A 19,355-nucleotide genomic window follows, 5' to 3' on the forward strand; every position below is an offset into this window, starting at 1 on the left:
TAGACCTCTTGCAAAAGTCATAATTTAAGCTCGGAATTAATGATACCAGCAAACAGCTTCATTCTAAGATCATAGCGCTGACGACGGTTGCGATATTTATGAGCCACGATTTTAAACAACTTGATTAAGCCTATTTTGTGCTCAACCACAATACGGAACTTTGCCAGATAGTGATTGGCCTGTTTGCATATCTCTAATAACTGACCACCACGAGGTTTCTTAAATGGCGTGAAAGTTTGCTCATGTAACTTTGCTAACCCTTGATAACCACTATCGGCTAGTAGCTTGGCGTCACAAGGTAACCAGTCAGGACAAGTATCTTTATACAGCTTAAAATCGTGGATTGACCCTTTACAGGTTTGCACATCAAGTATCAAACCAGTTTGCCAATGAACGATAACCTGCGCTTTTAAGGTGTGTTGTTTTTTCTTACCGCTGTAGTAGTCTCTTTGGTTTTTTTTGGACGCTCAATAGGGGTTTCGGTAGCATCAACAATGACGACTGACCAATTGATGTCGTCATCGACACGACTAGGCAGCTTTTTAGGTAATTCAAACTTGCCAGAGTCAATCAGTGTGTCTTCTACTTTACGAATGATACGGCTAGCAGAAGACTCATGAATACCAAAGTCCATACTGATATGATAAAGCGTGCGGTATTCACGCCAATAAGTCAGGGCTAGTAGTATCTGCTCCTTAAGACTGAGCACACTTGGTCTACCTGATTTGGTCTTAGATGCTTCATGCTCTTGCATGGCATCAAGCATGTCATAAAAGGTGGCTTTATGAATGCCAGTGTAGCGTTTAAAACCAGCGTCACTTTGTTTGAGTAGCTTATCTATGTTTGGCATGGTTCTTAGACAACGATGAATGTTCTTCTTATTTTAATTCCCTCTGCTACTTTTGCAAGAGGTCTAATATATAGCGAAATAAAGGAAAAAATTCTTGATAAGGCTAAAAACGATTACCTTAGTTGGTATAAAGCATATGAATATGGACAAAGTTTTAGATCAATAGATTTAAGCTCTTTAGATGAATTGCATAAACCCTCTACTTAGATATAATAGTTGCCTTAAAGCGCGGTTTAGCCCCGACTGTAGCGGTATCCTGCTGGTTTGGGCGAGTTGCGATGGCTAGGTTTTGGGGTGGCGAGGCGAAGCAAGCGACGACCCAAACGGTAGCCAGCGCCGCGCCCAGACTGGGAGATACGAGTGGAAGGCGGGAAATAGCTCCCTTAAAAACGTTGGGTGTCGCAAGCTCCACACCAACCTACTCCGCATCACTTGATGTCAAAGTTAAGTTAATGTTTAAACACCCAAATCACAAACACAAAAAAGGTGAGACAAAGCCCACCTTTCTTATTATCTAAACTAATTCAAATTATCTTAACGCAACCAAGCCCGCGCATTACGGAACATACGCATCCAGGCGTCATCGCTTTCACACACATCCATAATCCCACCGAGTGCGTGACCAAGATAAGATTGACTGTTTTTGATCAATTAAGCTTCGGCAATTAACTCAGGCTTTTTATTCAATAAGCGCATTAATGTGACGGCAGCCCCTGTTGGGTTTCTAGTACCTTGCTCCCAATTTTGTAAGGTACGCGAACTGATATTGAGTTTATCGGCAAACTGCTGTTGCGATAGCCCTGTCTTAGTTCTTATTTCCTTAATACTAGGCACGTCATGGGTAAACTGGCGGCTAGGCTGAGCCTGTCCTTTAGCAATCGCCAATGCTTGATTTAGTGATGTAGATAAATCATCGTAAAATTCATTGCTCATGGCTATACACCTCTTTAATTTGTTGAGTCAGTTTGTATAAACCAGACTTCTCTTCGCTTGATAGAGAGGCTTGTTTATTCTTCGGATAAGCTAGCAGCATAAAAAATATGCCTTGACTATTCACAAAATAATAGATAATCCGAATACCGCCACTCTTACCTTGGTTAAGTGCCCATCTGGTTTTTCGAACGCCCCCTGTACCTTGAATCAAATCACCTTGTTCTGGATTATTGATTAGATTTTCCTGTAGCTCTTTATAAGCTTCATCATCTAATAGTTTCAGTACTTGCTTAGTAAATATTGGCGTTTCGATGAAATGTAACATTCAATATCCTTTATCTTTATGTCTTATTATATACGTCATTGAAGTACTTATCTATATGTTTTTTCTGGATCTAATTAAGCTAAATATCATAAACACAAAAAAGGTGAGCCAAAGCCCACCTTTCTTACTATCTAAACTAATTCAAATTATCTTAACGCAACCAAGCTCGCGCATTACGGAACATCCGCATCCATGCACCATCTTCATCCCACTGCTCAGGTTTCCAGCTATGGTTATACGCTTTTAGGTTACGCTCAGGGTGCGGCATCATAATTGTAACGCGACCGTCGGTGCTACATAGACCGGTGACACCGCCGACTGAGCCATTAGGATTCAATGGATAAGTCTCGGTCGGATGACCTTGGCTATCGACATAACGCATCGCCAGCTGACCGTGTTTTGCCATACCGTCAATTTCAGTAGCGTTTAGGGTGGCAAGACCCTCACCATGCGCGACAGCGATAGGTAAGATACTATCTTGCATGCCTTTGAATAAGATGGACTTGGTGCGCTCAACTTTGACGTTGACCGTACGCGCTTCAAAACGCGCCGACTCATTTGCGATAAAGCGTGGAAAGTTTTCTGCACTTGGGATCAGGTCTTTTAACTGCGCCATCATCTGACAGCCATTACAGACGCCAAGTGAGAACGTGTTCGGACGGGCGAAGAAACGCACAAACTGCATACGCAGTTCGTCATGGAACAAGATAGAGTTGGCCCAGCCTGAGCCTGCGCCGAGGACGTCACCGTAACTAAAGCCGCCACAAGCGACCAAACCGTCGAAGTCACGTAGATTGATGCGGCCTTCTAGCAAGTCGCTCATGTGCACATCGACCGCTTCAAAGCCTGCTTGGGTGAAGCCTGCTGCCATCTCCAGCTGTCCGTTGACGCCTTGCTCGCGCAGGATAGCGACTCTTGGCTTGCTGTTATCAGAATCAGCACGACTGTTCAGATATGGCGTCTCGATCTTTTGATTGAGATCGAAGTTTGGCGCAGCGATAAGACCTTTATGATTAGTATCGGCAATCAAGTCATATTCTTGTTGCACGCACTCTGGATTATCACGGCGGCGGGCGATTTGATAGCTGACTTGGCTCCACTCTTGTTGCAGCTCAGAACGCTTAAAGCTGAGGGTTTTATCGCCTTGATGTAGCGGCGTTTGGATAATGAGGCTATCTTCCTCAGTGCTTTGACCGACGAGGCTAAGCATATCGCTGACGTTGTATTCATCCGCTAGCGCCACTAAAGCGGCAACGTCCTCTGGCATGACTTGGATGACCGCGCCCAGCTCTTCGCTGAACAGCTGACCGAGTAGATTATCATCACTGAGTGATAGCTTAATGCCTTGACGACTAGTGAACTGCATCTCTGCAATGGTCGCAAGCAAGCCGCCATCACCGATATCGTGATAGGCGCTGATAATGCCTTGCTCATTACCCGCTTGAATAAAGTTAAAGAAGTCAATTAAATCGCTCGGCTTATCAAGGTCGGGGCACTCGTTACCAAGCTGGCTGGCCGTTTGCGCAAGGATAGAGCCGCCAAGACGCAATTTACCTCTAGAGAGATCAAGACGATAAAACGCGCTATCGCCGTTGATCAGCTCAGGTGTGAGCGTTTTTGCCACATCAACGACTGGGGCAAAGGCAGTAATCACAAGGCTCATGGGTGAGACCACAGATTTATCTTGGCTATCCTCCTTAGCATCGTTATCATCTGTCCAATTGGCACGCATCGATAACGAGTCTTTACCAACTGGAATGGCAATCCCCAAAGCGGGACACAGCTCTTCACCGACAGTATGGACCGCATCAAATAATGCGGCGTCTTCCGTATCATCACCGCAAGCCGCCATCCAGTTCGCCGACATGGTGATGTCAGATAACTGGGAGATGCGCGCGCCTGCGATATTGGTAATGGCTTCACCAACCGCTAATCTTGCCGAGGCTTTTGGGTCAATGAGTGCCACTGGGGTACGCTCGCCGATACTCATCGCTTCACCGGTCATCGCTTGACCATCAAGCGTTATAAGACCTGAAGCGGTAATCGCGCAATCTGCCACAGGCACTTGATAGCGACCAACATACTGATCGCGCACCACCATACCGGTGATAGAGCGGTCACCAATGCTAATGAGGAACGACTTGCTCGCGACAGTCGGATGACGCAGCACGTCTTTGACCGACTCGCTCAGGTCAAAATCATTGAGCACTAACGGCGCCAGCTCATTAGCTTGCACCTCAAAGCTACGCTGCATCTTTGGCGTACCACCAAGCAATACTTGCATCGGCATATCGACAGGCTGATCATCGAGCAATTCATCATCGACTCTAAGCTCTCGCACTTCAGTCGCCTCTCCCAATATCGCATACGGACAGCGCTCACGGGCACAGATCGCATCAAACTGTGCTTTGCTCTCTGGGCGAATGGCAAGGACATAACGCTCTTGCGCCTCATTTGACCAGATCGCCATCGGTGACATGCCCGCCTCAAGCGATGGAATATGACGCAAGTTGAGCACCGCGCCCATATCGTGATCATCGACCAGCTCAGGCATGGCGTTAGACAGACCGCCTGCGCCGACATCATGGATAGAGACGATGGGGTTGCCGTCTTGACTATAATTGCTCACCTCAGCATCGTTACCGGCAAGCGCCCAGCAGCGATCGATGACTTCCTGACAGCGACGCTCCATCTCCGCGTTATCGCGCTGCACCGAGGCAAAGTCTAGGCCCTCATCCAACTCACCACTATCGACAGAAGAGGCCGCGCCGCCGCCAAGACCGATTTGCATTGCAGGACCACCAAGTACAATCAGTAAATCCCCCTCACGAATCGGATTTTTCTCAATCAGGTTACGTTTGATATTACCGTAACCACCTGCCAGCATGATGGGCTTATGATAGCCGCGCATCTCGCTACCGTCTTTGGCGGCTGAGGTATCTAATTGGAAGCTGCGGAAATAACCGCAAAGGTTGGGACGGCCAAACTCGTTAGAGAAATTGGCACTACCTAATGGCGCTTCCGTCATAATCTCAAGGCTCGTTGCCATGCGCTCCGGCGTACCATAGTCCTGCGTGCTCACTTGTCCTGACTGCTCCCACTTCTCGGCAAGCTCTGGAATATGCAAGTGCGACACGTGGAAGCCTGTGAGACCCGCTTTGGGTTTACCGCCGCGGCCGGTGGCACCTTCGTCACGAATCTCACCGCCCGCGCCTGTTGCTGCACCGGCATAAGGGGCAATGGCGGTTGGATGGTTGTGCGTTTCGACTTTCATCAGGATATCGATAGCTTCTTGATGAAAGCCATACGGATGCGCAGCATTAGGGTTTTTAGCGTCTTCAGGAATAGGATAGTAACGCATGCCCTCAGCGCCAGCCATCACCGCCGCGTTGTCTTTATAAGCGGAGAGGATACCTTCTGGATTGGCTTGATAAGTATTCTTAATCATCTGAAACAAGGACTTTGGCTGTACTTCACCGTTAGCCGTCCACTCGGCGTTGAATATCTTGTGGCGGCAATGCTCTGAGTTGGCTTGGGCAAACATCATCAGCTCAACGTCGGTTGGATTGCGCTGTAGGTCATTGACATAAGCATGCATCAAGTAGTCGATATCATCGCTTGATAACGCAAAGCCAAATGTCGTATTCGCTGACTCTAATGCGCTGCGCCCTGCTCCCATGACATCGATATGATTCAATGACGCTGGCGGTTCATCGTCAAACAGTTTATTCACGTCGTTTAAATCATAAACCAAGCTTTGGGTCATACGGTCATAGAGTAAACGCTCAGCCGCCGTTGGCAGCTTGTCTTCGGTAGCACCTTCTAGCGTCAGCGTATAAACAATCACCCGCTCAATACGATTGATCTTCAGCTCGCAGTTATTAAAAATATCGGTGGCTTTACTCGCCCATGGCGATATCGTGCCAAAACGCGGACTGACGATGACTTGGATTTGACGCTCTGTCGCAGCTTCTAGCGAGGTTTGCTCTTTTACCCCTAAAAGATCCAAAGCCTTTTTTTGCTCTTCACCTAAGAGCTCTCTTGAGAGCACAAAAACCTGCTGAGTACTGATTTGGGTCACGTTTAGATCGGTTTTTTGGGCAAATTGATTGATCAGTTGCTGGGTCTGAAAATCGGTCAAAAACGGCTGTCCGGCGATGGTCATCATAGAGGCATATTTCCTAGGATATGAGCAGTAACTGGCATCACTGCCATGCAAAGTAAATGGTCGCTGCATTATAACAAGAAGAGGCAAAATAAGCAGGAATAAAGCGGTACAATTTTACTCTTTACCCATCAAAGAACTTAAAGCCTGTCAGTGAAGACGGTAATAACCGCTCTTTTAAATTACCTTGTTAAACAAGCGGCTAAGTTGTTTTACTTAATGTTTATAGAGCTTACAAACACTCACATCGCCTTACGGGCAACCTATATAACCTCCCTACCTTCTCTCGTTATGCTGTAAAAGCTCAAGTATCAATAGACATTCATTTATAACGCAGCAATAACAACAATAACTGATCTAAATCAATTCAATTAAAAAGGACATATTATGAATAAGCAAGATAAAATCGATAAAGTACAAGAGATCGTTAAAGACATTAAATTTGCCATGATGACTACTGTCAATGGTAAAGGTGATTTGCATGCTTGGCCAATGACAACGACTGAGACCAGTATCGGCGGAAAAGAAATTTGGTTTATTGGTGATAAAACCTCAGATGTGGTCAAAGATATTCAGGACAATAAAAAGGTTGGCCTAACGTATTCGAGTCAAGATGCGAAGAACTATGTCTCTGTAAGCGCCAATGCTGAATTATCAGACGACAAGGCCAAGTTAGATGAGCTGTGGTCACCAGTTTACAATGCCTTCTTTGAGCATGGTAAAGAAGATCCAAACGTTCAATTAATAAAAGTCGTACCCCATGGCGTAGAGTGCTGGATCAGCGGTAGCACAACGGTCAATATGTTTAAGATGGCAGCCGCTGCTGTACAAGACGGCGAAACGGCAGAAGATATTGGTGAAACCTTTGAGATTGAGCTATAAGCTATCGACAGTTACAACCAAACAAATTAATAAAAACGCCAGTAAGGTTCACTTACTGGCGTTTTTGCTTGGGTATATTGAAATTACTAAATTCTATAGCGGATAGTTAACCGCTACGTTTAAGATAAGGCCATGCCGCCTTTAGGTAAATCATCATCGACCAAAGCGTTAGTATCACCGCTGCCACCATCAACGCATAACCGATAGTCTCAAGCGACTCCCAATTGAGTAGCAATACAGTAATAGCGACCATCTGAAAGGTGGTTTTTAGCTTGCCCACATAGGACACAGCGACGCTGGTACTATTACCCAATTCTGCCATCCATTCACGTAATGCGGATACAGCGATCTCGCGCGAGATAATCACAATAGCGGCAATCGCCATAATGATATTAGGATGCCACTGCACCAAAATGATGAGCGCGGCGGCGACCATAAGCTTGTCGGCGACCGGATCTAAAAACCGTCCAAAAGCCGATGTAACGTTGAGCTTACGCGCAAAGTAACCATCGAGCCAGTCGGTAATCGCGGCGATAATAAACACAGCCGTCAGTAGTAAATGACGCAATAAGCTGTCGCTAAATTCGCTCATTCCGACCCGGGCAATCACGTTATCAGAGATCGCAGGCATACCGATACCCATTGCAGGCGGCCAATAAGCTATCGCAACAAACAGCGGAATCATCAAAATCCGCGCAATCGTCAGATTGTTCGGTAAGTTAAAGATGCTTTTATCATCTTGCATCGGTGGTGATGGCGGGGTGTGCAGCTTTGTAGTTTCGGTCATGACAAAACCAGTTCTATATCGACATAATGATGGGCGCTAGCTTAGCATTTTTTAGCCTTGTCGTCATGAATACTATTTTTGCTTATCTCTACTATAGTATCTGAAACGCTTGTACGGTATGCGATAGAAACAAAAGCATTTATCGATTTTAATTTGCAATAACTTTTATTATTAATAAGCGCAATTTAAAACAGATAAAAGCATAGGTACAAGTGTTCACTCTAAGTTGTAAGCAGATGTAAGAAACAATTGATTAAGTAGCGATAGGCCTTATCTTTAACTATATAACCATCTGTAAATAGATACATTGCAGCATAGTAAAATAAGTGAAATAAGCAAAATAATCAGTCATAGTCAGGTCTAAATAAGTTTTACTATACAGTAATATGACCCTTTTTCCTCAGCCCGCAGCTCCTCCTCTGTGGGCTTTTTTTTGCTTTTATATTGAAAATATCAAAGCCAGCAAAGCTGAGAGACAAGCTATAAATAATCTCTAAAACTCTATACCTCTAAAGTTGCCGCGATTACTTCTACCACCTCTTCGGCCATCTGGTAGCAGCTCTCGATGTTGCCGCGCCCGCACCAATCCCCACTAACTATCCATTGCTGCTCGTTATCTACTAAGATACCTAATGGCTGCTCATCATCTTCGTCATTTAGCGCCATCGATGTTGCTGCATAGTGCCAACGATGACAGTCAATTTGACTTGGCGCGGTTTGCTCAGTCCAGCTTAGCGCCTCTTTAGCTTCTGCTAGCAGCCGAGCCGTTACCTCGTCAATATCCTGGTCTACTTGCTGCTCAGACCAGTCGTTATCGGCGTGAATCGTGACACTTGGCAATATCCCGTTATGATTAGGCTTATGATGCTCAACAAATATCTTAGCCAAAATAGAGTCTTGTAGATGCGCGACATCCCACAATTTTAAATCTTGACGCTTACTTGAGCTTTTTAAGCTAGCAGGTAGCTTTGACTCCTCATCCCAGCCAAGCATAAGCGTATAGCAAGCTCGCATTTTTGGCTGCATAATTTTCGCTTGTTCTGTGAAGCTGCTATCTGCCATCAGCTCAGCCGTTTGCACGTTCGGCGCGGTGCAAATAACCCAATCAAAAAGCCCTAAACTCTCGCCATTATCATCAAACAGCTCTGTTGGTTGACCTGCCTGCGGATTGGCATATTGCGCCAGTGGTGCCACGCGAGTTTGGAATTGTATCTTTGTCTGCTGCAACTGATCTGCTAACGTTCGGCCCCAACTGGTCATCTTTGGTGTACTAACGTAACGGGCCTGCTCAGTGCCCCACTGCTCTTTTGGCTCGATGTGCGGCGCCTGCTCGCTCTTATTCGTGATAGATAAATTGACCACTTGCGCGCACCATGGCTGCAACAACCCTGAGTCTAACCAAGGCGCTATAAACTGTTGGAAGCTATCGGTCTTGGCGGTGAAGAACTGCGCGCCAAAGCTCCACTGCCAGTTTTTACCTGTTACGCTATCGCTACGATAGCGCGTCGCTAACCGTCCCACGCCGCGCGATTTCTCAAAAACGGTGATTTGCAGATCTGAGTGCTGATTCTGATACTGATGTTGAGCAAACTTGCGCTCTAATAAAATGGCGGTAAATAGACCGCTTAAGCCGCCACCGATGATGGCTATCTTGGGGTATGAGGATAACGCTTTACTCTTGTCTTGCTCGTTATGTATTGCATGATCAGTCATAAAAAGGTTGCGCCTTATAAATAAAATTGCAAAAAACAATAGCTAAAGATAGCACAAAACTATCCTTAAAAATCATATGCAAAAAGTCATGCTCTTTTTTGCTATGATAAAAAAGAGCATGACTTGTATAATACTTAAAGCTGAAACTCGCCGTTAGAGACCGTCCGTACGTTCAGCTTTCACTGCCTCAATGAGTTTATTAATCACTGAGCTATCTGCTAAGGTGGACAAATCACCGAGACCGACATACTGACCGGCAGCAATACTGCGCAGAATACGGCGCATGATTTTGCCAGAGCGAGTTTTGGGTAGAGCATTAACGATAAAGATAGCATCTAAGTTGGCAATAGGACCAATCTCACGACGCACATGGCGATTAAGCTCAGCTTTGAGACTATCATCTGCGCTCTCACCTGACTTTAGGATGGCAAACACACAAATGCCAACGCCGCGTATCTCATGCGGCATCCCGACCACGGCAGCTTCCACGATGGAGGGATGCTCATCGACGGCGCTTTCGATCTCAGCCGTGCCGAGCCTATGTCCTGAGACATTGAGGACATCATCAACACGCCCTGTGATCCAGTAATGACCATCTTCATCACGCTGCGCGCCATCACCTGTGAAATAGTAACCCGGATACTCAGCAAAATAAGTCTCCAAAAAACGCGCATGATCTTTATAAATCGTACGCATTTGACCCGGCCAGCTATTACTAATCGCTAAGTTACCTGAGGCCGGACCCTCAAGCTCATAGTCATCTTCCATGATGGCAGGCTCAATACCGTATAGCGGATTCATCGCAGCACCCGGTTTGAGCGCGACTGTACCGGGAATAGGTGCCAGCAAAATCCCCCCGTTTTCTGTTTGCCACCACGTATCGACGATAGGGCAACGCGCGCCGCCGACGACATTATAGTACCAGTCCCACGCTTCAGGGTTGATCGGTTCGCCGACCGTGCCGAGTAGACGCAAACTTGAGCGATCTGACTCACGGACAAAAGCATCGCCCTCTTTCATCATTGCACGAATGGCGGTTGGCGCGGTATATAATATACTGATATTGTGCTTATCTATGATATTACCGACGCGCGCCCAAGTGGGGTATTCGGGCACACCTTCGAACATCACTGTTGTGGTGCCATTGGCCAACGGCGCGTACGTAGCGTAAGTGTGGCCAGTGATCCAGCCGACATCAGCGGTGCACCAGAAGATATCATCGTCTTTGATATCGAAGACATCACGAAAGGTCGATAGCGCATAGACGATATAGCCGCCGGTAGTATGGACGACGCCTTTGGGCTTACCCGTTGAGCCGGAGGTGTATAATAAAAACAGTGGGTCCTCGGCATTCATAACCTCAGGCTCACAGTGCTCGCTTTGCGCGTCGATGAGGTTATGATACCAGTGATCGCGGCGACCACTCATCGGCACTGAATTGCCCGTCCGGTGTACGACGATGACGTTTTCTACGCTATCTGTGCCTTCAGCATCCAAAGCGCGATCGACATTAGCTTTGAGCGGCGTACGGCTATTACCACGCAGGCCCTCATCAGCCGTAATCACTAGTTTGGACTGACTATCGACGATGCGGCTACTTAAACTCTCAGCAGAGAAGCCGCCAAAGACCACCGAATGCACCGCGCCAATGCGAGTACACGCCAGCATAGCGACCATAGCTTCAGGTATCATCGGCATATACAGAGTCACGCGATCGCCTTTTTTTATCCCTAAGTTACGCATAGCGTTACCTAAGCGGCAGACCTCGGCATATAGCTCTTTAAAAGAGATGATTTTATTTAAAGAGGGGTGATCGCCCTCCCAAATGATGGCAGGCTTGTAAGGGTTGTTTTTTAGATGACGATCGAGGCAGTTGACCGAGAGGTTAAGCTCGCCGTCCTCAAACCACTTAATACGAAAATCCTCCAAGTCATAGCTGACATTACTGATTTTGGTAGGTTTGGTGATCCAATCGATGCTCTCAGCGCGCTCAGCCCAATAAGCATCGTTGTCTTCAGTCGAAGCGATGGAACGCTGATAGTCCTTTTTGTATTGTTCAGGACTGGTATTTGCAGTGGCGATAAATTCAGCCGGAATAGAAAACGATTCTTGAGTCATGGTCATCTTCCTTTTTGATTCTCACTACCTTATAAATCGCGGTTGATAATAGTCACGCGTCTATATCGGTAATGCATGCCATCGTCCATAATGTATGACGTTTAACGATAGTTTGGCAAATAAGCAAAACGGTTGCAAGCCATTGACTATGAATAATAACAATTTCAATATACAACTGTGCACTTAAAATTAGATTGGCTAGCATGCTATAATTTAGCCCATAATTTTTATCTATTCGTCCCATTTTAAGTAGTCATCATGAGTCAACGGCAAAACCCAGCGTCAGCAGTTAAACTATCTAATAACGGTCATTTCGATGTCATTATCATCGGTGCAGGTGCGTCAGGACTCTATTGCGCGCTGACCGCAGGCCGCCGAGGCCGGCGCGTACTCGTGCTTGATCACGCCAATAAGGCGGGCAAAAAAATCCTGATGTCAGGCGGCGGACGCTGCAACTTTACCAATTACTTTGTTGAGCCTGAGCACTTTATCGGTGCTAACGAGCACTTTGCTAAATCAGCGCTGAGCCGTTATCCGAGTTGGGAGTTTATCGGGATGGTAGAGCAGCATAAGATTGCTTATCATGAGCGTGAGCATGGCCAGTTATTTTGTGATAATTCTGCGCAAGATATCGTGACGATGTTACTTGCTGAATGTGCCGCTGCCGGAGTGCAAGTTCGCCTCAACACCCAAGTTAATGAGGTTACCGCTCATCAAAATGAAAACGAAAAACGCTTTCAATTACTTACCAGTAAACAGCTGAGCAAAAAAGAGCTTAAAGAAGCCAGCAGTGAGCCAAAACTCTCTAAAACCACTTATTATTGCCAGTCTTTGGTTGTCGCAACGGGCGGACTCTCTATCCCGACAATGGGCGCAAGCGGCTTAGGTTACGAGCTGGCGCAGCAATTTGGGCATACGCTGACACCAATTGATGCAAGCCTTGTGCCTTTTACCTTTACCGATAAGACAGGTGAGCTGCTGCGAGCGCTATCGGGTATTAGCTTGCCTGTGGTGGCCAGTAACACGCGCATTTCGTTTAAGCTACCGCTACTCTTTACTCATCGCGGCCTGTCTGGCCCTGCTATGCTCCAGCTTTCGAACTACTGGCACACGGGTGAGACTATCGAGATTAATTTGCTCCCTGACTTTGATATTACTGAGCTATTACTCACTCATAAAAAACAGCATCCAAAGCAGCTTATTCGCACGGTGCTAAGCGAAAATACTGACAACGCTTTGCCCAAAAAATTACTAGTAGCATTACAAACTATGTTATGGGAAGACGTCAAAGAGATTGAGCTTGCAAATATCAAAGACGAGCGTTTGACTCAGATAGGTCAAGCGATCAATGGCTGGCAGCTTAAACCCTCTGGCACTGAGGGCTATCGCACCGCTGAGGTCACGCGCGGCGGCATTGATACTGACGAGGTATCATCAAAAACGATGGAGAGTAAATTGCAAGAAGGACTGTATTTTATCGGTGAAGTGCTCGATGTTACCGGCTGGCTTGGTGGTTATAACTTTCAGTGGGCTTGGGCCAGCGGCTTTGTTTGCGGCGAGGTGGTATAGAAGAGTATTTTATAAATAACAAACAGTAAAAAGCCTCGACAACATGAAGCTATCGAGGCTTTTGTATCTTGTGAATGATACTATTTAAAGTTTTTGCGTAGGCTGGGTTTTTAACCCCCTACAATAGTTTATGCTAAGTTAAAGGTTACGGACTAAGCCTGCTTTTGCTCCAAATAAGGATAATCAGTGTAGCCAACCGTGCTGCCACCATAGAAAGACTCTGGATGCTGCTCATTGAGCGGTGCGCCTTTTTGGATACGCTCAGCGAGATCAGGGTTGGCAATATAGTCACGACCGAATGCTACCGCATCGATATAACCTGCCTTGATATTTTTTTCTGCTTTATCGGCATCGTAGCCACCCGCCGCGATGATGGTCTGATCGAACGCATCACGGACACGCTGACGGAACTCATCGCTATAAGGCGTACCACCTGCCCAATCTGGCTCTGACAGATGCAAATACATTAGACCACGCTTATTGATTTGCTCAATCAGCCAAATGTTATCGTCTTCTTCGTAGCCTCCCTCAACATTGTTGAATGTGCCCAGTGGCGAGATACGAATACCAATATGATCTGCATCCCAAGCATCCACACATGCATCGATAACATCTAAGGTTAGACGCGCGCGGTTTTCGCGGCTGCCACCGTACTCATCGTCACGCTGATTGGTATGCTCGGCCCAAAATTGATGCAGCAAATAACCATGCGCGCCATGAATCTCAATACCATCAAACCCTGCCTCCTGCGCGCACTTGGTTGCATGCGCAAAGTCAGCAATCACTTGCTGAATCTCATCAAGACTGGCTGGGCGCGGCGGCGTGGCATCCGCGCGAATGGCTTGGTTGTCACTATCACGCAATGAGGTACGGATACCTACATCGACATCTGAGGCTGAAATTGGCGCACGGCGCTCAGGTTGTACGCTTTCGTGTGAGACAAGTCCTGTGTGCCATAGCTGGACGACAATCTTGCCACCTTTGGCATGGACATTGTCAACGATGGCTTTCCATGCAGTGACTTGATCTTGAGTATGTAGCCCTGGTGCGCCTGCATAGCCTTTTGCTTGAAACGATACTTGCGTCGCTTCAGTGATGACAAGGCCCGCTCCTGCACGCTGCGAGTAGTACTCTGCTGCCCATGTGATAGGGACATCGCCTGGCTCGACTGCGCGCAGACGGGTCAGAGGTGCCATAATGATACGGTTTTTGAGTGTTTGGCTGCCCATTTTGACAGGTTCAAATAAACTATCGTGTGCCATAAAAAGCCTTATTTGTTGTTATCGATTATGATTTAAGATTTAGAAAACAGACCGATTGCAAAGTAAGCTAAATCGTTTTCTTTATAGGGGATAGCTTGGATTATTCAATCTATCGTTACAAACGAAAACAGCGACTTAATTCTACCTTTGTATTTATAGCCCGTATGAATCTGTAATACTTACTAGTATATTAGAGCCTTCAACTTACCTCTTATCTAAGAGGGAAATTTATGCAAAAAACGCTATTGTCTTTGCTTATCACTGCCAGCTCACTATTACTATCTGCCTGCCAGCCACCGTCTGAAAAAACGGACACGCCAGATCCAGTAACGTCTGCGCAAACTGACAAAAAAGCGTCTACGCCTACATTAATAGAAGCCAGAACAGCAAAAGAGCTGACGACATCCATTGTCGAATTATCTGAAGGCAAACTAAGAGATCAGCTCAATGCCAAAACTATATAAAAAAAATAGGGTTTGTTGCTGCTTTAACCTTAGGCTTAAATGGCTGTCTTGCGACAGAAAAGCTCGATTATGAATTAATGAAGCAAGAGGACGCTAAATGGGTCGCCGATGAGCGCTTAACCGATACCTTAATTGCCATTGGCAAGCCAAGCTCGCCTATTCAAGGTATCAATAATGCGATTGTGTTTGCAGGAGAAAAACGCAGCTACTTAGTACAAGGTGTCAATCAACCATAGCGAATGGCTTTCGAGCTTTATTGCTCATTTACCCTACAAATCCACTTTGTCCAAGACAAAATCAATATCTTTATCGCCGCGCCCTGATAGATTGACCAAGATAGTCTCATCGGGTGACATGTCTTTGGCGACTCGCATGGCATAAGCGATCGCGTGCGCCGTCTCTAAGGCAGGTATGATGCCTTCAAGCCGCGATAGCGCCATAAATGCCTCTAGGCACTCTGCATCTGTCGCTGACTCATAAGTGGCCAGATTGTTGTCCTTCAAGAGTGAGTGCTGCGGGCCGACACCTGGGTAATCCAGACCAGAGGCGATCGAATGTACAGGCGCAGGCTCACCCTTGTCGTCGAGTAACACATAGCATTTAAACCCATGAATCTCGCCTTTCGTCCCAAGCGTCATCGTCGCCGCATGATTGGGCGTATCAAGACCTTCGCCAGCAGGCTCGACGCCGACTTTTTCTACCTCTTTATCACCCAAAAAGCCGCTAAAGATGCCAATCGCATTAGAGCCGCCGCCAACACAAGCCACCACTTTATTAGGCAGCGTGCCAGTAGTTTCTAAGAACTGCGTACGCGCTTCACGGCCAATCACCGACTGAAAGTAGCTGACTATCTCAGGATAAGGCGCAGGCCCGAGTGCTGAGCCAATGGCAAACATACTGGTGTCCAGCTCATTGAGATACGTCTCAAACGCACTATCGACTGCCTCTTTTAGCGTGCCCGCGCCGCGCGATACCGGCACGATATTGGCACCTAAGATTTTCATACGGCTGACATTGGGATGCTCTTTTTCGATATCGACGACGCCCATGTGGATCTCACACTCCATGCCCATCAGCGCCGCTGCCGTAGCTAGTGCTACGCCATGTTGCCCTGCACCTGTCTCGGCGATGACTTTGGTTTTGCCTAATTTTTTGGCGAGTAACACTTCCCCTATACAGTGATTGATCTTGTGCGCGCCGGTGTGATTCAAGTCCTCACGTTTAAAATAAATCTGCGCGCCGCCGCAATGCTCGCTTAAGCGTCTGGCATGAAATATCGGACTAGGCCGACCGATGTAAGTCTGACGCAAGCGGCTCATCTCATTAACAAAATCGTCGTCTTTAATGATCGCACGAAAGCCTGTCTCGATCTCCTCCATCGCTTTTGCCAGCTCAGGATGCTCAATCTTGCCACCATACTCGCCATATAAACCATCAAGGCTTGGCAAAATGGAGTCGTGCAAACCGTAAGTGTTACTGCTGTCATTGGCTAATGCTGTCATGGCTCATTCCTGTTGTCTGGTTCACTATTGTCTATTTGAAGCTAAATTAAACATAGAAAACGATCTAAATTATAATAGAAATTTGTTATTATGTTCTAGTACATTGAAACAGATTTTAGGCTAAGTTTTATGGCAGGTCAAGCATTACTGCTCTGCTAATAAAGCAGTGCTCACAAATAGAATAATGAACGTATTTCGCCTTTATTGATTGAGGCAAAAGGAGAATAAAATGGCCAAACAAGACAGTTATTCTAACAGTCACTCTAATAAAGCTTATGACTACTTATTAGCGCTACTGGCTCAGACCAATGACAAAGCCCATTTATCAGAGATACTTAAAGCGTTATTGACCGAAAAAGAGCAAGCTGAGCTTGGTAATCGCTTAACTATCTTTGCATTACTACAGCAAGAAGTGACGCAACGAGAGATTAGCGCGCAGCTTGGGGTTGGCATTGCGACAGTGTCACGCGGCGCCAAAGTATTTCATCAACATCAAATCGATGAGTTGCTACCGGATATTGGCGATAAAATTAATATCTGATAGCTATCAACATTTAGCACAAGAAAATTACCCATAAAAGACTTTTAAATGCTATATTTATAGAAATTTGTTTACTAAATTAGTATTTTATTGGTAAGCGAATTTATTTTTACTATTTAAAGGACGGCTAAAAGACATTCAGTTTTAATCTTATTATCACTACTTGAGGAGCACATTAATGAGAAAAATAGCTTTGTTTATCGGTACTATATCAGTAGCAACAGTAGGTTTTTGCGGCGTTGGACAGTTTTCGGGTGACACCACTTGCTATGTCTATAAACAAGATAAGTTACAAAAAAAGCTCACCTGCCAATATGACGGTGCCGAAGGCGCAGCGATGAGCTACGCCTTTAGGCAAGTTGACTACAATTTACCAGGATTCGGTAAAATGGCGACCTCGAACAGTGCAGATTATGATGACAATGGCAATCATACCGGATGGACGACCACCGTCAATGATGAACCCGCTATCATCAGATATCGCGAGCCATCTAGCAAAAAAGTAGTCAGTCAAACATATGCAGAGTCGGGTAAAGAGGTTCTACAATGTTATTTGAGCAAAACCTCGCAATGGGAGATTTGCTCTGAGTAATTATTATCTCGCGTGGCCTAAAAGACCGAATGTTTAACTACAGGCTGAGCTTAGGTTCAGCTTTTTATCACCTATAGCAAACACAAACCGAGACCGCTTCTAGTAAAGTAAAGAAAATACTTTTGTTCGAAACGCTTTGAGTAGAGCTCGTGACACAATACAGAAAAAATAGTTTGCTAGACTGGCCTCGTCAAAAAAAACGTTTAAGGTTATAGCGAGCATGCAAAGACGTCAATTTATCAAATCCATGGGGTTAGGCGCAGCCACAGTCAGCGCCACAGCAGCAATGAGCGGCTGCCAAACTCTCGCCAAGCAGCCAAAACTGCCTGCGACTGTCACCCAAGCGGGTCACTTTCCTAACATCATCGTCGGTAGTGGCTACGGCGGCGCGTTAATCCCCGGTAGCGCAGGCGTCAATCCGTATGTGTTTATCACCGGACTTGCCGAGCGGAATATGGCGAGGGTTTTAAAAGAAGATTTTGGGTAGGTTTATAATAATTAGTTATACATAAACGTTCTTAAATGCTAGTTAGATGATGGGTTACGCTCGGGCTAACCCACTCTACGCGCTACACTTCAAAATTATTGATTAGCTATTAAACTACCTATTTTATCTTTTATTTCAATAAATTTATTATTCTCTACAACTCTCTCATCAAAATCCTCTCTCCAAATATAAAAATCTGAAAAGCTACCGTTACCGTTATTCATAAAGCTATAGGTGTTACCTATACTTTTAATATAGTCTAATCCAAATAAAACCGATACAATATTTATAACAATCTTAATTAATGAAATAAACAATGACTTATTCAATAGACTATCGCAAACAGGTACTTTCTAGCATCGCTGATGGCATGACCATACGAGAAGCTGCGCTGTTTTATGGACTTAGCACCAGCACCATTCACAGCTGGCAGCAGAACCTAACTCCTAAAACAACCAGAAATAAAGCACCAACTAAAATACCTGATGACGCATTGATTGAAGACGTAAAAACATATCCAGATGATTATAACTATGAAAGAGCTCGTCGCTTGAACTGTAGTAAGACTGGCATCTTTAATGCTTTAAAGCGTCTTGGTATCAGTCAAAAAAAAGACCTTAGAACATCCAAAAGCGTGTCCGATAAAAAGAGCAGTATTCCAGAATAAGCTTGATAGCTTTACGCAGCAAGGCTACCCCATTGTCTATATGGATGAAAGCGGCTTTGAGGCTGAAACCATTCGTTCTCATGGCTATGCACCGATTGGTACACCCTGTATCGATAGCTACAACTGGCAAGCAAAAAAGCGAACCAACGTCATCGGAGCTCTCTATGAAAAAATGCTTTTTGCGCTTGATTACTTTGAGCAGAACATCAATGGCACCATATTCTACGACTGGTGCAAACACACTTTAATTCCAAGTCTCAAGACTAAATGCGTGATTGTCATGGATAACGCTCGGTTTCATAAAAGCAAACGCATTCAAAAACTATTAAACAGACATGGCCATCGTATTCTTTGGCTGCCGCCGTACAGCCCTGATCTGAACCCTATTGAGAAAAAATGGGCACAGGCTAAGTTTCTGCGCCAAGGGTGGATGGAGAATAATCTCCCTAAACTGTTTTATGATATGGGCTGTATCGATTTTATAAAGACTTAACTATA

At 45.7% G+C, this 19,355-nt stretch carries 19 protein-coding genes and 1 pseudogene; 9 read left to right on the forward strand and 11 right to left on the reverse strand.

Annotated features, from left to right (window positions below):
* Positions 1-17: 17 nt before the first annotated feature.
* The 5 genes and pseudogenes from W234_RS0100710 to purL form a co-directional block, all read right to left on the reverse strand.
* A pseudogene (locus W234_RS0100710) lies at positions 18-401 on the reverse strand (transposase family protein); the annotation flags it as partial.
* Positions 402-409: 8 nt separating this feature from the next.
* Positions 410-850 (reverse strand): transposase family protein, encoded by a 441-nt coding sequence (locus W234_RS0100715; protein WP_025643546.1) that lies wholly within the window; start codon positions 848-850, stop codon positions 410-412.
* A 651-nt stretch (positions 851-1,501) separates the two neighbouring features.
* Positions 1,502-1,783, reverse strand: a complete 282-nt coding sequence (gene nadS, locus W234_RS0100725) for a NadS family protein (protein ID WP_025643793.1) — start codon at positions 1,781-1,783, stop codon at positions 1,502-1,504.
* Positions 1,773-2,108 carry a type II toxin-antitoxin system RelE/ParE family toxin gene (locus W234_RS0100730; protein WP_025643795.1) on the reverse strand — a complete coding sequence of 112 codons (336 nt, stop codon included), beginning with the start codon at positions 2,106-2,108 and terminating at the stop codon, positions 1,773-1,775. Before W234_RS0100730 ends, nadS begins: the two co-directional genes overlap by 11 nt.
* Positions 2,109-2,259: 151 nt before the next feature.
* The gene (gene purL / locus W234_RS0100735) at positions 2,260-6,276 is read right to left on the reverse strand and encodes a phosphoribosylformylglycinamidine synthase (RefSeq protein ID WP_025643797.1); all 4,017 of its coding nucleotides are present in this window, start codon (positions 6,274-6,276) and stop codon (positions 2,260-2,262) included.
* Positions 6,277-6,660: 384 nt separating this feature from the next.
* On the opposite strand from purL, the gene W234_RS0100740 reads away from it, so the two are divergent.
* Positions 6,661-7,155, forward strand: coding sequence for a pyridoxamine 5'-phosphate oxidase family protein (locus tag W234_RS0100740; protein WP_025643799.1), 495 nt, complete (start codon positions 6,661-6,663; stop codon positions 7,153-7,155).
* Positions 7,156-7,261: 106 nt separating this feature from the next.
* Here W234_RS0100740 and pgsA read toward each other — a convergent pair whose 3' ends face one another.
* The 3 genes from pgsA to acs form a co-directional block, all read right to left on the reverse strand.
* Positions 7,262-7,900 (reverse strand): CDP-diacylglycerol--glycerol-3-phosphate 3-phosphatidyltransferase, encoded by a 639-nt coding sequence (gene pgsA / locus W234_RS0100745; protein WP_198013348.1) that lies wholly within the window; start codon positions 7,898-7,900, stop codon positions 7,262-7,264.
* A 543-nt stretch (positions 7,901-8,443) separates the two neighbouring features.
* The gene (locus W234_RS0100750; protein ID WP_025643803.1) at positions 8,444-9,655 is read right to left on the reverse strand and encodes an NAD(P)/FAD-dependent oxidoreductase; all 1,212 of its coding nucleotides are present in this window, start codon (positions 9,653-9,655) and stop codon (positions 8,444-8,446) included.
* A 153-nt stretch (positions 9,656-9,808) separates the two neighbouring features.
* Positions 9,809-11,773, reverse strand: coding sequence for an acetate--CoA ligase (acs, locus tag W234_RS0100765; protein ID WP_025643805.1), 1,965 nt, complete (start codon positions 11,771-11,773; stop codon positions 9,809-9,811).
* Between the two features lie 258 nt (positions 11,774-12,031).
* Here acs and W234_RS0100770 point away from each other — a divergent pair, with 258 nt between their 5' ends.
* Positions 12,032-13,342, forward strand: coding sequence for an NAD(P)/FAD-dependent oxidoreductase (locus tag W234_RS0100770; RefSeq protein WP_025643807.1), 1,311 nt, complete (start codon positions 12,032-12,034; stop codon positions 13,340-13,342).
* Positions 13,343-13,494: 152 nt separating this feature from the next.
* On the opposite strand, the gene W234_RS0100775 is transcribed toward W234_RS0100770, so the two are convergent.
* A complete protein-coding gene (locus W234_RS0100775; RefSeq protein ID WP_025643809.1) occupies positions 13,495-14,604 on the reverse strand; it encodes an alkene reductase in 1,110 nt (369 codons plus the stop codon).
* A gap of 230 nt (positions 14,605-14,834) precedes the next feature.
* Here W234_RS0100775 and W234_RS0100780 point away from each other — a divergent pair, with 230 nt between their 5' ends.
* Together W234_RS0100780 and W234_RS14405 are read left to right on the forward strand one after the other, a co-directional pair.
* Positions 14,835-15,068 (forward strand): hypothetical protein, encoded by a 234-nt coding sequence (locus W234_RS0100780; RefSeq protein ID WP_025643810.1) that lies wholly within the window; start codon positions 14,835-14,837, stop codon positions 15,066-15,068.
* A gap of 77 nt (positions 15,069-15,145) precedes the next feature.
* Complete coding sequence (locus W234_RS14405; protein ID WP_156923934.1) at positions 15,146-15,304, forward strand: hypothetical protein; 159 nt, start codon at positions 15,146-15,148, stop codon at positions 15,302-15,304.
* Positions 15,305-15,337: 33 nt separating this feature from the next.
* Here the strand turns inward: W234_RS14405 and trpB are convergent, their stop codons facing one another.
* A complete protein-coding gene (gene trpB, locus W234_RS0100790; protein WP_025643811.1) occupies positions 15,338-16,570 on the reverse strand; it encodes a tryptophan synthase subunit beta in 1,233 nt (410 codons plus the stop codon).
* 229 nt (positions 16,571-16,799) lie between these two features.
* Here trpB and W234_RS0100795 point away from each other — a divergent pair, with 229 nt between their 5' ends.
* From W234_RS0100795 to W234_RS14700, 3 genes are all read left to right on the forward strand, one after another.
* Positions 16,800-17,111: a Trp family transcriptional regulator gene (locus W234_RS0100795; RefSeq protein ID WP_025643812.1), complete on the forward strand. Its 312-nt coding sequence runs from the start codon at positions 16,800-16,802 to the stop codon at positions 17,109-17,111.
* Between the two features lie 178 nt (positions 17,112-17,289).
* Positions 17,290-17,703 (forward strand): hypothetical protein, encoded by a 414-nt coding sequence (locus W234_RS0100800; RefSeq protein ID WP_025643814.1) that lies wholly within the window; start codon positions 17,290-17,292, stop codon positions 17,701-17,703.
* A 220-nt stretch (positions 17,704-17,923) separates the two neighbouring features.
* Positions 17,924-18,190, forward strand: a complete 267-nt coding sequence (locus tag W234_RS14700; protein ID WP_025643816.1) for a hypothetical protein — start codon at positions 17,924-17,926, stop codon at positions 18,188-18,190.
* A gap of 95 nt (positions 18,191-18,285) precedes the next feature.
* On the opposite strand, the gene W234_RS14840 is transcribed toward W234_RS14700, so the two are convergent.
* On the reverse strand, positions 18,286-18,414 hold the full coding sequence (locus W234_RS14840; RefSeq protein WP_264673182.1) for a hypothetical protein: 129 nt from the start codon (positions 18,412-18,414) through the stop codon (positions 18,286-18,288).
* A 92-nt stretch (positions 18,415-18,506) separates the two neighbouring features.
* Between W234_RS14840 and W234_RS14705 the strand changes: the two genes are divergently transcribed.
* Together W234_RS14705 and W234_RS14410 are read left to right on the forward strand one after the other, a co-directional pair.
* The gene (locus W234_RS14705) at positions 18,507-18,857 is read left to right on the forward strand and encodes an IS630 transposase-related protein (RefSeq protein ID WP_025643618.1); all 351 of its coding nucleotides are present in this window, start codon (positions 18,507-18,509) and stop codon (positions 18,855-18,857) included.
* The gene (locus tag W234_RS14410) at positions 18,784-19,350 is read left to right on the forward strand and encodes an IS630 family transposase (protein ID WP_227501901.1); all 567 of its coding nucleotides are present in this window, start codon (positions 18,784-18,786) and stop codon (positions 19,348-19,350) included. The genes W234_RS14705 and W234_RS14410 overlap by 74 nt, the downstream gene beginning before the upstream one ends.
* Positions 19,351-19,355: the final 5 nt, after the last annotated feature.

Origin of the sequence: Psychrobacter sp. TB15, from assembly GCF_000511655.1 — a bacterium.
Lineage (GTDB): Bacteria > Pseudomonadota > Gammaproteobacteria > Pseudomonadales > Moraxellaceae > Psychrobacter > Psychrobacter submarinus.